This window comes from Acinetobacter sp. BMW17, from assembly GCF_001592855.1.
Taxonomy (GTDB): Bacteria; Pseudomonadota; Gammaproteobacteria; order Pseudomonadales; family Moraxellaceae; genus Acinetobacter; species Acinetobacter johnsonii.
This window is the reverse complement of the sequence record NZ_LSOD01000008.1, coordinates 124,207-138,552: the sequence shown is the minus strand read 5'-3', so window position 1 is coordinate 138,552 and position 14,346 is coordinate 124,207. Positions and strand designations below refer to the sequence as shown.

Here is a 14,346-nt window from a genome sequence, read left to right as displayed (position 1 = left end):
AAGCGTCCTTTTTTTAGTTTGTGGCTCTGACTAAGTTTAAGAAATGTAAATGACGCTCATATTGGTCAATAATATCTTGCAATAGATCATCTAAAGTCCAATCCATCACATCATAATTCTGCCCACCTTCTCTTAAGAAAACTTCAGCTTGATAAAACTGCTGTTCTTCGAGTCGATCTGCCATAAAACTGGGTGGCTGGGTTTCACGGGCAACCACCTGATAGATGAAGTTAATTTCATTATGGTGATCCACGCGTAACTGCAAGCCATGCTCAATCGGTTGAATGGTCACGTCTAGCTGACGGCGCTGAAATTCCTTTTGTACCGCTGAAAAAGCATGTTGTACTTGCTGACCAATAAATTCTTCGACCTCAGACTGGGTATGTGGATAATGCATAATCAGACCTAAACGCTGTTGCCAACTGCGTGGATTTTGAATCGCACGTGGCGTGATTCGCGCATCTTGTAGTGCACGCATTTTGGTGACATCCAAACGCAGTGCTTTCAGTAAGCCCCAACAGACCAACAACATAATCAAAGTAAAGGGTAAGGCACTCATAATGGTGGCTGATTGTAAGGCCGAAAGTCCGCCTGCCATCAGTAAGATAATCGACAGTAACGCAATCAAAATGGTCCAAAACAATCGTTGCCATAAGGGTGAATTTTCTGTTTCTGCGGTTAAGTAATCAATCACCAATGAGCCTGAGTCGGCTGAAGTCACAAAGAATAGCACCACCAGAACGGTCGCAATCAGGCTCGATATTTGAGAGAAAGGTAAATGGGTCAAAAATTCAAACAGTGCGACGGATGAGTCTTGTTGTACCGCTGAGATTAAAGAAGTGTGCCCATCTTGAATAATACTGAACAGCGCTGCATTCCCCATGAAGCCCATCCAAATCAGGGTAAAACCTGTAGGAATGAACAACACCCCGACAATGAACTCGCGAATGGTTCGACCTTTAGACACTCGGGCAATAAACATTCCAACAAAAGGCGACCACGAAATCCACCAAGCCCAATACATAATGGTCCAACCGCCAATCCAACCATTGGGTTGATAGGCATAGAGGTTGAAGGTCATCGTGAACAGATTAGATACATATTGCCCTGCATTTTGAATGCTGGTTTGTAAGATATAAATGGAAGAACTGGCAAAAAACACAAATAACAGTAAAACCACTGCCAGCACCAAGTTCAATTCAGACAGCCGTTTAATGCCTTTGTCCAAACCAAAACCGACTGAGAGCGAAGCTAAAAAAGTGACAAAAATGATTAGCCCGACCTGAATACCAATACTTTGCTGGATACCAAAAAGATAATTCAGTCCCGAATTAATTTGGGTCACCCCAAAACCAAGTGTGGTCGCAACCCCGAAAATGGTGCCTAAGGTTGCAAAGGTATCAACCGCATCTCCCGTTGCACCATAGATTTTTTTGCCCACCAAAGGATATAAAGCGGAGCGAACCTTTAAAGGCAAATTATGTCGGAAAGAGAAATAGGCCAGTGACAATCCCACAAGCGCATAAATGGCCCATGCATGTAATCCCCAGTGGAAAAAGGTGATCCGCATCGCTTGTTGTGCGGCATCTACGGTTTGCCCGTCTCCCGTGGGCGGGTTGACATAGTGCATCACGGGTTCAGCGACACCGAAGAACATCAAACCAATCCCCATCCCTGCAGTAAACAGCATGGCGAACCAAGAGCCACTGCTATATTCAGGCAGACTATGATCGGGGCCGAGTTTGATTTTCCCCATATCGGAGAGTGCAATAAAGATCAGTAAGATCAGAAATAACGCGACAGATAAAACGTAAAACCAGCTAAATGAGTCAATAATCCATTGATTTAAATGTTTAGTTAAAGCCTCAAAACCACTTGGGTCAAAAAGAATCAAGGCCAGAAAAAGCACCAGAATCACGACAGTGCTGAGAAATACATTCCGTTTGATGTTTGCAAACAGCGATGGCTTTATGGAAGGCATAATTCCCCCAGAAAATTATTTTTAGTACAAAGATATAACCAAAATGGTTAATTAGACGAGTCTAATAAAGAGTGAAGAATGAATAGCTTAAAATTTAACGATTCTGTTCTATCATAATTTATGTTTAAAAATAAGGCAGTGCGAATCCTGTAACAGTTTAATTTTCTTTATGATCATTGGGTCGATGCTGAATATACTGCAAGGCAATCAAGCGTGAGACGACTAAAGCCAAATACATCACCCCACAAAACATCTGTAACATCGCAATCATACGAGCCAGCGGTGTTAATGGCATTAAATCGGACAAACCTGTCGCCGACTGCAAACTAAAGCTTAAAAAAAGTAAATCGAGCCATGACTGTGCGCCCGCCACATTGGGATTTAAAAAGCTATTGGGTTCTAAAATCTGGCAAATGCTATATAAAAATGCAAAACCCCATGCAATAAGCGTAAACACTGCCCCTGCAGCAAATAGCTCATCTTTGGTCAAATAACGGTCTGCAAACATATAGCGCAGCAAGCCATAGGCCGCAATAAAATAGGCCATCGCCTCAAAGGCATGGCTAATCACCAACAGCATCGGATCTCGCGCACCCAGCAAAATCAGTAAGGAAAAGAACAATGCCCCACCAACAAAACTCAAGCCGAGGATGGTAAACACGGGAGTTTGACGAATGACCTTGGCAATGAGTAACAGGACCAAAACACCTAAGCCCCAAACCAATACACGTAAGGACAAGCTATGGCCGCTCAACAGCGCCAAAATCAGCATAATAAATTGCAACAGCAGTAACCATGCTGAAGGCAGTAGACGGAAGCCTTTCCAAAATTCGACAAATACTTGCATATGCAGCCTGTTATTTTTAAAGCCAAGTTTGATTGGTTCTTATTCTCGCTTTTTTAACTTAGCATGAATAGCCACTGAAACCGATGCTTTTTATTCGTGTCAGTCGATTCATTTTGTCCAACAATTTGAGTACTGCTTGAGTACTGAATATCACAATCTAGGTCTTTCAGCATTCAAAGCCAACACAGTTAAGAGAATCAACACCATAAAAAAAGCCCCGATGAAGGGGCTTTTTTTAGTTCAGGTTCAGATTAGTGATCTGAAGCACCTGAGATACCAATACCTGTTTGTGAACGTACATACTGCGCATCAAATGCTTTACGTTCTGCTTGTGCACGTGCTGAGTTATCAGTCACAGAGAACAACCAGCAGCAGAAGAACGCCAATGGCATTGCAAAGATTGCTGGACCATTGAATGGGTTCACTGGCGTTTCAGAAATACCCAATGTATCGACCCAAACGGCTTTAGATAAGATAATTAGTGTTACTGCAGTCACTAGACCAATCACACCACCAATCACCGCACCACGTGTGGTTAAACCTTTCCAGAACATTGACAGTACAAGCACTGGGAAGTTGGCACATGCTGCTACAGAGAATGCTAAACCGACCATGAAGGCAACGTTTTGTTTCTCGAACAGAATCCCTAAAATCATTGCAAAAATAGCAAGACCTAAAGTCGCGATTTTAGACATACGAAGTTCAGATTCAGGAGTCGTTTGACCTTTCTTGAATACATTTGCGTACAAGTCATGTGAGATTGCTGAAGCACCTGACAAGGTCAGACCTGCAACAACAGCAAGAATCGTTGCGAACGCCACTGCTGAAATGAAGCCCATGAACAAGTCACCGCCCAATGCATCAGACAAGTGAACCGCTGCCATGTTGTTACCACCAACAAGCTCTAGCTTGCCCGTCACAGCCATTTTCGCGACATCAAGGAACTGTGGATTGTTCGATACATAAAGGATCGCACCAAAACCAATGATGAAAGTTAGAAGGTAGAAGTAACCAATGAAACCTGTTGCAACAACCACTGATTTACGTGCTTCTTTAGCATCTTTAACGGTAAAGAAACGCATTAAGATGTGTGGTAGACCCGCTGTACCGAACATTAAAGCCAAACCTAAAGAAATGGCATCAATTGGGTTCGCTGCAAGTTTACCTGGGCCCATGATATTGCCCGCTTCTGCTAAAGAAATGTCATGTACTTTAGAGAAAACTTGAATTGACTGCGTGAACATTTCAGAGAAGCTGAAGCCTACGCCTTTCATCACCATGAAAGCCATGAATGTCGCGCCAGACAAAAGCATTACAGCTTTAATAATCTGTACCCACGTCGTAGCCAACATCCCACCGAAGATCACGTAAGCCATCATCAGAAGACCAACAATTACTACAGCAATGTTATAGTTCAAACCAAATAATAGTTTGATCAGCTGACCTGCACCCACCATCTGAGCGATCAGATAGAATGCAACGACAACCAATGAACTTACTGCTGCAAGCGTACGTACTGGTTTTTCTGCTAAACGGAATGACACTACGTCAGATAAGTTGAACTTACCTAAGTTACGTAGACGTTCAGCCACCAAGAACAATACGATTGGCCAACCGACCATGAAACCCAATGAATACAGCAAGCCGTCAAAACCTGAACTGAAAACCATTGCGGAAATACCCAAGAATGATGCTGCGGACATATAGTCACCCGCAATCGCTAAACCATTTTGGAAACCTGAAATCCCGCCACCCGCTGTGTAGAAGTCAGCAGTGTTGGTGGTTTGTTTTGCTGCCCATTTGGTGATGAGCAAAGTAAATCCGACAAAGATACCGAACATGATAATGGCATGCCAGTTTGTCGCTTGCTGTTGAGCCTCACCCAAATCTGGGCCTGCAAGTGCTAGGCTCGAAGCCAACAGTGCTGTAGCAGCGACTGTAAGCGCTTTCAATGAATTCCATTTCATTAGTGCTGTCCTTTCTCTTGCGCAATGGCTTCGACTTCACGCATTGCTTCTTCATTTAATGCGTCGAGTTTGTTATTCGAGATATACGAATAAACACCACACAAAACAAAAGACAATACAATAATGCTTAGACCCAATGGCATGCCAATCGTGGTCACCCCACCACTGACTGAAGTCATTAAAAATTCTTTGTTGTAGCCGACCAACAACATGAAACCAACGTATACAACCAACATAATAGTTGTCAGTGTCCAGCTCAGTTTACTTTTACGACTAACCATTTCCTTGAATTTGGGATTTTGTAGAATCTGTTCTACTTGTCTCTCATCCATAACCATACTCCTGTCTGTATCCAACCGTAGATACAATTTTTTAATTCGAATTATTACATTTGCTAAAGTAGCAAGCTTCTGTATTGGTTGTAATTTAGACTTTGGTCTGTAAATTTTAAACAAGCTCAGCAGCCTCTATCCGAGATGCGCTATGATGGCCGAGATGATGGAAAAACTTTAGGTAAAATGAACAGCTGGCTCATTATCGGGGTATTGGCCCTCTATATCGTCTTACTCTTTATCTGCGCCTTTTTTGGTGAGAAACACGCCAGCCGCCTGAGCACGCGTGGGCGCATGCTATTGTTTAGTTTAACTTTAGGGGTCTACTGTTCGTCTTGGACATTTTATGGCGCAACAGGTGCAGCGGTTCGTGAAGGCATTATCTTTCTGCCGATCTACCTTGGCCCACTACTCTTCGTCGCACTGGGCTATGACATTTGGCGCCGTTTAGGCCGCGTCCGTCAGCACCATGCTATTTCATCGATTGCCGATTTTGTCGCTGCACGCTATGGTAAAAGTGGGCCTTTGGCCTCAATGGTGACTATCCTCGCCGTCATTGCGATTATTCCTTACTTAGCCCTGCAGTTACGCGCTATTGCACTCAGTGCTGCGGTGATTTTAGAGCCCACCGCAGGCAGCATCGCCTCAACCACCAACGGTGTACTGTTCCTCACTGGTATCTTGGCTATTTTAGCTATGATTTTCGGGACCAGACAGATTGCCAATACAGAACAACATGGCGGTCTGATGTTGGCAGTTGCCTTCGAGTCTTTTGTCAAACTGTTTGCTTTGCTGTGTGTCGCGCTCTTTTTCGTGTTTGCTGCGCCTGAAAACATCCATCAGATCTCTAAGGATGTCGCAGAAACTTTCCATCAAGTACAACTGATTGGTGTGCCCGATACATTTTGGATTCAAACCTTGTTGGCCGGACTCGCGATCATTTGCTTACCGCGTCAGTTCCACGTCGCTGTGGTCGAATTGCGTGATGAAAAACATATTCGCGGGGCACGGCGCTGGTTCGCAGTTTATTTAGTTTTAACCATCATTGCCATTATCCCGATTGCCAGTTGGGCGCTGCATGCAACGCCAGGTTACTTAGCGATTCCCGATGTAGCGGTTTTGTCTTTACCTTTAAGTTATGGCCAAGACTGGTTAACCCTATTGGCCTTTTTAGGCGGCTTCTCTGCCTCTACGGGTATGCTGTTGGTGTCTTCAGTGGCACTATCGATCATGCTCAGTAATGACTTGATCATGCCTGCCTTATGGCGTACTAATTTACTGTCCCGCCACGATAAACGCTTACCTTTGGTGCTTAAATTTACCCGTCGGGTCTGTATTTTAGCCGTAATGTTATTGGGCTTTTTGTTCTTCCATTTTTTCAATGACATTGACCAACTTTCAGTCTTTGGCTTGTTGGCCTTTAGTGCGGTGGCTCAGTTCTCACCTGCCCTCATAGGTGGTCTGTACTGGCGTGGCGGCAGTAAACAAGGCGTCTATGCAGGTTTATTGGCTGGTTTTGGTATGTGGGCCTACACCCTACTGTTACCCACTGTACTGCGCAGTTTGCCTGCTGAATATTCACACTTTACCGAAAGCTTTCTCAATTTCGGGCCAATGGGCATTAACTGGTTACGTCCTGAAGCCCTGCTCGGTTTTGAATCCTTTGCCGCACTTACCCATGGGGTGGTGTGGGCACTGGGTCTGAATATTATTTTATACATTTGGATTTCCCGAATTTTCCGCCCCAGCGTGGCCGAACAAATTCAAGCAGAAAGCTTTTTCTATTATGAAACTAAGCCACTGCCAACACAGAGCACGTCAACAGACATCAACTACATTCATCACGATGTTGCACGCTTAAAAGTTGGTGATTTAATCACCTTAGCCAAACGGATTACTGGCGATGGCGCAACTATGCGCGCTTTCCAACAGTTCTGTGCCCAGAACAATGTGGTGCTGAATGAAAACAGCAATGCCAACGGCATGTGGTGGCGTTTTACCGAACAATATTTAGCAGGCACGATTGGCGCTGCATCGGCACGTACCCTGCTCACCACCGCAATGGTCAACAATGGCCTCGCTTTGGGGCAAGTGGCAAACATTCTAGACCAAGCCTCACAGTGGCAACGTTTTAATCAAAACCTGATCATGACCATGATTGACCACATGACCCAAGGGGTGAGTGTGGTCGATGAAAATATGTGTTTGGTGGCATGGAATAACCAATATTTAAAACTGTTTGATTATCCGAAGGACATTGTCTATGTCGGTTGTCCAATTTCCGATTTGATTCGGTATAACGCAGAGCGCGGCGAATGTGGCCCGGGTTCGGTCGAAGAACATGTACGGAAACGGATGCACTGGATGCAAGTCGGTAGCGCACACGAGTTTGAACGGATTCGTAAAGATGGTCGTGTCATTCAGATGCGCGGCAATCCAATTGAAGGCGGTGGCTTCGTCACCACCTTCGCCGACATTACCGCCTTCCGTGAAAACGAAGCCATGCTGGAGGCGCGTGTCCAAGACCGAACTCAACAGCTAGCAGATGCATTAACTGAACAACAACTAGCACGTGAGCAAGCCGATAAAGCCAATATGTCGAAAAGCCGCTTTATTGCCGCGGCCAGTCATGACTTATTGCAACCCATGCATGCCGCGCGTCTGTTCAGTACGGCTTTAGAACAAAGCGTACAAAGTGAAGAAGACCGTAAAACCCTACAACAGCTTGATCGTGCCTTACACGGTGCAGAAAGTATGTTGTCTGCCCTGCTGGATATTGCACGTCTTGAAGGTGGTACCATTCAACCGAACCGTCAGGCTTATCCGCTGCATGATTTACTCAGTGACCTCGAATTGCAGTTTAAATCCATTGCAGCACAGCGCAGTATTCGTTTCAGCGTACATGATGCTCAGTTCTGGATTGATACTGACCCACAGTGGATTCGCCGTATTATTCAAAACTTTGTCAGTAATGCCCTACGCTATACCGCCAAAGGCAAAGTGGTGGTGGGGGTACTCCGCTCCACGGACAAGCCACGCCATATTCGGATTGGGGTGTGGGATACAGGACCTGGGATTGCAGAAGAACAACGGATTAAACTATTCCAAGAGTTTGAGCGCTGTGGCCATACCTCACCGTGGGGTGAGCAAGGGCTTGGCTTGGGCTTGGCCATCGTACAACGGATGACCAGCCTGCTCGACTACCCAGTGCATGTCTATTCAGAGTATGGCAAAGGGTCATGCTTTATGATTGAAGTACCAATCATTGACCCACCAAAAGTCGTAGCAGCGCCTGTACAAGCAGTTCCACTCAAAACCAAAGCCTATAAGATTTTGTGCTTGGACAATGACGAAACCATTTTAGAAGGGATGTCGACTCTCCTGACCAAATGGGGCTATCAAGTGTTTAAGGCAACCGAGCCTGAACAGGCTTTTGAGATGATTCAACAAGAAAACATTCAGGTCTGGTTGGTCGATCAACACTTAAACCATGACAAAATTGGTTTGGACTTTATTTTGGCCAATCGTCAAGAAAATGTCCCCGTCGCTTTGATTACCGCAGACTCAGATCCTGAACTGCCACAACGGGTCAAAGATATGAATATCGTGCTTTTGAAAAAACCATTAAAACCTGCTTCTTTACGAGCATGGTTATCGGGTTTAAAAATTTCAAATCCTGAATAAATTCACTACATTTACTCACAAAACCCAAGTCACTTGACTTGGGTTTTGTCTTTTTTAGGCTCTGTATACATGGCAAACTGACTAAAATTTTAAAGATTTCTACAAAAGTGCTCATTTTCAGCACGTTGAAGCCCAACAATATTGGCTAAAAATTACACACCTACTTTTACTATGGCAAAATACACCAATTACATTAGTGAACACTTGTATACTTAGTTACAATTTCTCAAGCACCTGTTTTATCTAAACTAAATATGCATAAAAACATAAACTACGACTTTAGTCTTATTCATCTCCATAGGGGATTGGCAGATAACTAGGACTAAGAAAAGATCAGTTTTTCTACCTATATACCCCTTCCTTCGCTGAAGAAACTGATCATCCTTCTCTTGGAGTTTTATGATGAACATTTCTAAAGCAATGCCACATGGCTCAGATCAGTCGCAACAATTTCTGCGCCAGTATAGTGCCAATGCCTTTTTACCCAGTATCGACTGGGTTGAACTCTTTAAACAAAGTAAACTCAGCGAGACTCATGTTCAGGCCTTAGATACGCTGTATCACACCGCTATTCCCCTCGCATTACAAGTGTTTGAACAACTCGACTTTGATGTGTTTCGCCCCGCGGCTTACCAACCGCAAGGTTTAGGTCTATTTGAAAAACTTCAGCAACAAGAAGACCCGTTCTTGCTGGCATTGGAAGCCGAATCCAGCGGACTCAGTGCAGATGTGCGCCATCAAATTTGGAGCATGCTCCTTCGCGGCGGTGCAGTTTTGGTGTTTAAAGCATGGCTCGGTAAAGTCAAAACCGATCAGGATCAACTCGACACCACCCAGTTTGACCAATTGTCGGATCTGCTCTTTATTAAAACACCACCGCAAATCTTGGCGGATCGATTAAGTATTGATGCGCAAGGAACACAAGACCATATTTTCCTCATGTATGACAACGAAATCTACTTAGACCGTTTCAATAGCTTAGAAACGGCGGCTTTATTTGTCGATCTTGGCGTGTATGATGCGGCCTTTTTAAGTCTGCGTGATGACCGTGTTGCCGCTTATTTGAAACAACAGGGCTATGTCTCTGAAGAGCAAATTGATGACTTGCAATGTGCTTTAAATCCTTTATTTTGTACCGATGTCACCAGCAAACAAAACTGCTTGGCTTAAACTCAAAACCGAAAAAAAGCGCTGATGATTCAGCGCTTTTTTAATTCAATAGATCAGCTTACATGCGTTTTTCTTCAATATTTAAAGCATTGATCGCGAGTACCGCTTGAGTTCGGTTCTGTACTCCAAGCTTACGGAAAATCGCAGTCACGTGCGCTTTAATCGTCGCTTCTGAAACATCAAGTTCATAAGCAATCTGCTTATTCAGCAAACCTTCTGCCACCATCATCAAAACACGGAACTGCTGCGGTGTTAAGGATTGAATTCGCTCAGCCAGTGCAGTTTCATCGGCAGCACGTGGGTCAAAGTTCATGTTAGCGGGTAAATTTGGCGGCAACCAAATTTCACCATCTAAGACTTCGCGAATTGCTTCGCCAATATGACTTGGATGTGCCGACTTTGGAATATACCCCATCGCACCATGCGCAATTGAACGCTGAATGATCGAAGTCTCTTCATGCGCTGAAACGACAATAATCGGTAATGATGGATACTGGGCACGAACGTGTACCAATGCAGAAAAACCTGAAGCACCTGGTAAGTTTAAGTCCAATAGCACCAAATCAGGTTCAGGACCTTTTTCAAGGCGTTCATAAAACTCGTTTACTGCGGCTGTTTCATGAATTTGAGCTTGCGGTAAGCTATAACGAACAGCTTGGATTAACGCATGGCGAAACAGCGGATGGTCATCAACGATTAATATATTCATAAGCAACGACAGATTTCGAGTGCACTAGTCTTGACTATTCTAACCATACAAGTGCCGATAAGGATATGCAAAGTCTAACTTTTTTTCACTTTATCACGCTTTATTCAGAAAAATAGCCTCAATTCCAAGTCGATCTTGAAATATAAATAACTAATCACATTTTGATATAAAATTTATCAGTACATCGAAAAAGGTTATTTATTTTAAATATATATATAAAATACAACCATTTAATAAAAATTTAAGCAGCCTTTTTCAAGTTCAACAGATATATCTTAAAATCAGATAACTTAACGCTATTTCTTTATTTTACAGACCAAATGCAAATATTAGATAAATAAGCCCATTCCGAGATACAACACTTTAGGGCTGTCCTTATGTCTACTTTACTGCAAAAACCACTCAATATTGTCGCTGTGTCAGGTGGTTTAAATACCCCGTCTAAAACTGAGGCATTAGTACAAGAAATATTAAATGAACTGGGCAATGCAACCCCAATCAATGTACATTTCATTAAATTCAGCGAAATTGGCCATTTACTCGGTGGCGCGATTTACCGCAACCAACTGCCACAACGTGTGCAAGATGACCTAGCCGCGGTCGAAGCTGCCGATGCTTTGATTGTTGGAACGCCTGTTTACCGTGCTTCATTTACCGGTTTATTCAAACACTTTTTCGACTTTGTTGAGCAAACGGCGCTGGTCGATGTACCGGTACTACTTGCAGCCTCAGGCGGCAGTGAACGCCATGCGTTGGTACTGGAGCATCAACTTCGCCCACTATTTAGTTTCTTCCAAGCGCAAACTTTACCGATTGGTGTCTATGCCACAGACAAAGACTTTACACCCGCGTATACCATCCACAGTGAATTATTACGAGATCGCATCACTCTTGCTGTGGCCCGTGCTTTACCCATTCTAGAATGGGCACCTGCCAAAGGTCAGCGTGCAGAAGTGGTGAAAGAAAAAACCCAACTTGCCAATCAGAACTTGGGTATCAACACACAAATCGAACAAGATGATGTACTGCCTTCAGCGGCAGTACCAAATTTAGATGCAGCCGAGTCTCGCTTGCATCAGAAAAAAGCCAAACCACAGGTCGCTTAACGCAAAAAGCATTGAGAGGGTTTTCACATGTCACAACAGAATAAAAATATTACGTTTGCTTATTGGGTTCCCAATGTCAGCGGTGGCTTAGTGGTGAGTAATATTGAGCAGCGCACGGACTGGAGTTATGACTATAACGTCCGTTTAGCGCAGGCTGCGGAAAAAAATGGCTTTGACTATGCTCTAACTCAGATTCGTTTTACTGCAGGTTATAATGCAGAAAACCAACATGAGTCGGTCAGTTTTAGTCACGGTATCTTAGCCAAAACCAGCAAACTCAAAGTCATTGCCGCTATTTTACCTGGCCCGTGGAAACCCGTGCTTGCCGCAAAACAGCTTGCAACCATCGACCACTTAACCCAAGGACGTATTGCGATTAATGTGGTTAGTGGTTGGTTTCGCGGCGAATTTGATGCCATTGGTGAAGCATGGCCTGAACATGACCAACGCTATGCCCGCTCGGAAGAATTTATTCGTGCATTAAAAGGCGTTTGGACCCAAGACAACTATAGTTTCGATGGAAAGTACTACCAGTTCAAAGACTACACCTTGTCACCCAAACCTGTGCAAAAGCCGCATATTGAAATTTTCCAAGGCGGCAGTTCACGCGCTGCACGGGATATGGCTGCACGGGTTTCAGACTGGTATTTCACCAATGGCAACACCCCTGAGGAGCTCAAAAAACAGATTGATGATATTCGTGCAAAAGCCCAACAGAATGGCCATCAGGTCAAAATTGGAGTGAATGCTTTCATTATTGCTAGAGATACAGAGGAAGAAGCGAAAACGGTTCTGCAAGAAATTATTGATAAAGCCAATATTCAAGCGGTACATGCCTTTGGCGATGCCACCCGTGAAGCGGGTGCAGCAACACTTGAAGGTGAAGGCAATTGGGCCAAATCGACCTTTGAAGATTTGGTTCAATACAATGATGGCTTTAAAACCAATTTGATTGGCACACCACGCCAAATTGCGGAACGGATTGTGGAATTAAAAGCCGTTGGTGTGGATTTAATCCTTTCAGGTTTTTTACATTTTATCGAAGAGGTTGAATACTTCGGTGCCAAAGTGTTGCCATTGGTTCGTGAGTTGGAAGCTCAGCAGCAATCGGTTGAGACTGCCAAATCTGCTTAGCTCGGTAAGCAGCAGACACGAACTAAAAAATAATAATGATAGGTGACTCTATTCTTCCCTCAAGGCTCGGCTTGAGGGTTTTTTTATTGGTGTATAATCCACACAAAGTAAAAAATAACCACTTGATATGAACAACAGCCAACCTTCCAAATTCATTAATCTCTCTTTGGCCTTTTTATGGGGCTATCAAGGTCTAATTCCTAAAATCCTCTTTATTAATCCCGATGAGATTGCCATTTGGCAAACTTTTGGGCTTTCCTACACACAGGCCCAACTGGCAGGTCAGGGCTCAGGTGTGCTTGAGTGTGTTTTTGCTTTATTGTTCCTATTTAATTCAAGTAAATATCTGCATTACCTCAGTATCTTTAGCTTAGTGTTTTTATTCGCACTGGTCGCTTTTCTGATCCCAGACAGTCTCATTCGTGCTTTTAATCCTGTGGTTATGAACCTTGCGATGATCAGTCTATCCGTTTGTTATTGCATGCTTCACAGCCAAGAAGCGACGTCCTTTAGTTCACAAAGTAAAGGATCCATATGAATTCAAAATCAGGTTGCATCGTCATTACAGGCAGTTCTAAAGGTATCGGCTTGGGTTTAGCTCAAGCCTTCTTGGAACAGCAACAAGCCGTCGTGATTTCTGGCCGAAATAGCACAGATTTGCACAGCGCCCTGCAACAGCTACAGCATCGCTTTCCCGCTGCGCTGATTCATGCCGTCACTTGCGATGTCACGCAGATCCATGAAGTACAAACGCTTTGGGATGAAGCCATTCAACACTTTGGTGCTGATCAGATTTGGATTAATAATGCAGGCAGTTGTACAGCGACACTAGACTTTAAAGATCTTGCAGCAGCAGACATACAAACTGTGGTTCAAACCAATATTCTCGGCAGTATGTTCGGCTCACAAGTGGCCTTAAACGGCATGCTGGCACAAGGCTATGGTCAAATTTTCAATATGGAAGGTTGGGGATGGAGTGCAGGCATGACCGTCTATGCCACCACCAAACGTGCCGTAGGCTACTTTAGTCAAGCCCTGTTTAAAGAAACCAAACAGACCCACATTCAAGTCGGCACACTCAGTCCCGGAATGGTAGCAACCGACCTACTGGTATCCTCATGGCAAAATGGCAATGTTCAGCACTGGAATAAAATGAAACGGCTTTTTTTGTTTATTATCGATCCTCCCGAAGTGGTCTGTCGCTATTTGGCTCAACGTATTTTAGAGAATAAACGTCGCCATACTCGCATCGTATGGATGACGCCCTTACGTCTGTTGCTCTGATTTTTACGGCCCTATTATTGGCGTCGAAATCCAATCAAAGATACAGCTTTAGCACACCTCAACTCAAAATAATGCCACATCAAGGTGTAGATCATTTACATTAAACATAACCCCCGAATTAGGAAGACTTCT

At 44.0% G+C, this 14,346-nt stretch carries 10 protein-coding genes and 1 pseudogene; 6 read left to right on the top strand and 5 right to left on the bottom strand.

Translation table 11 applies throughout. The annotated features are described in order from the left end of the window. Window positions 1–13: 13 nt before the first annotated feature. From betT to AXW61_RS02370, 4 genes are all read right to left on the bottom strand, one after another. Window positions 14–1,981 carry a choline BCCT transporter BetT gene (betT, locus tag AXW61_RS02385; protein WP_062032021.1) on the bottom strand — a complete coding sequence of 656 codons (1,968 nt, stop codon included), beginning with the start codon at window positions 1,979–1,981 and terminating at the stop codon, window positions 14–16. Window positions 1,982–2,138: 157 nt separating this feature from the next. After that, window positions 2,139–2,828, bottom strand: coding sequence for an ion channel (locus AXW61_RS02380; RefSeq protein WP_004691682.1), 690 nt, complete (start codon window positions 2,826–2,828; stop codon window positions 2,139–2,141). A gap of 251 nt (window positions 2,829–3,079) precedes the next feature. Further along, the gene (locus tag AXW61_RS02375) at window positions 3,080–4,795 is read right to left on the bottom strand and encodes a cation acetate symporter (protein WP_062032020.1); all 1,716 of its coding nucleotides are present in this window, start codon (window positions 4,793–4,795) and stop codon (window positions 3,080–3,082) included. Continuing rightward, window positions 4,795–5,127: a DUF485 domain-containing protein gene (locus tag AXW61_RS02370; protein WP_004691685.1), complete on the bottom strand. Its 333-nt coding sequence runs from the start codon at window positions 5,125–5,127 to the stop codon at window positions 4,795–4,797. The genes AXW61_RS02375 and AXW61_RS02370 overlap by 1 nt, the downstream gene beginning before the upstream one ends. Window positions 5,128–5,313: 186 nt before the next feature. On the opposite strand from AXW61_RS02370, the gene AXW61_RS02365 reads away from it, so the two are divergent. Together AXW61_RS02365 and AXW61_RS02360 are read left to right on the top strand one after the other, a co-directional pair. Beyond that, entirely contained in the window at window positions 5,314–8,811 is a 3,498-nt protein-coding gene (locus AXW61_RS02365) for a PAS domain-containing hybrid sensor histidine kinase/response regulator (RefSeq protein ID WP_062032089.1), read from the top strand. A 402-nt stretch (window positions 8,812–9,213) separates the two neighbouring features. Then, a complete protein-coding gene (locus AXW61_RS02360; RefSeq protein ID WP_062032017.1) occupies window positions 9,214–9,981 on the top strand; it encodes a hypothetical protein in 768 nt (255 codons plus the stop codon). A 58-nt stretch (window positions 9,982–10,039) separates the two neighbouring features. On the opposite strand, the gene AXW61_RS02355 is transcribed toward AXW61_RS02360, so the two are convergent. Then, window positions 10,040–10,690, bottom strand: a complete 651-nt coding sequence (locus AXW61_RS02355; protein WP_004691689.1) for a response regulator transcription factor — start codon at window positions 10,688–10,690, stop codon at window positions 10,040–10,042. A 377-nt stretch (window positions 10,691–11,067) separates the two neighbouring features. Here AXW61_RS02355 and msuE point away from each other — a divergent pair, with 377 nt between their 5' ends. From msuE to AXW61_RS02335, 4 genes and pseudogenes are all read left to right on the top strand, one after another. Next, complete coding sequence (gene msuE / locus AXW61_RS02350; protein WP_062032015.1) at window positions 11,068–11,796, top strand: FMN reductase; 729 nt, start codon at window positions 11,068–11,070, stop codon at window positions 11,794–11,796. 27 nt (window positions 11,797–11,823) lie between these two features. Then, a complete protein-coding gene (gene sfnG / locus AXW61_RS02345) occupies window positions 11,824–12,930 on the top strand; it encodes a dimethylsulfone monooxygenase SfnG (RefSeq protein ID WP_062032012.1) in 1,107 nt (368 codons plus the stop codon). Between the two features lie 127 nt (window positions 12,931–13,057). Continuing rightward, window positions 13,058–13,468: a DoxX-like family protein gene (locus AXW61_RS02340; protein ID WP_062032009.1), complete on the top strand. Its 411-nt coding sequence runs from the start codon at window positions 13,058–13,060 to the stop codon at window positions 13,466–13,468. Continuing rightward, window positions 13,465–14,286, top strand: a pseudogene (locus tag AXW61_RS02335) (SDR family NAD(P)-dependent oxidoreductase). The gene AXW61_RS02340 and the pseudogene AXW61_RS02335 overlap by 4 nt, the downstream one beginning before the upstream one ends. Window positions 14,287–14,346: the final 60 nt, after the last annotated feature.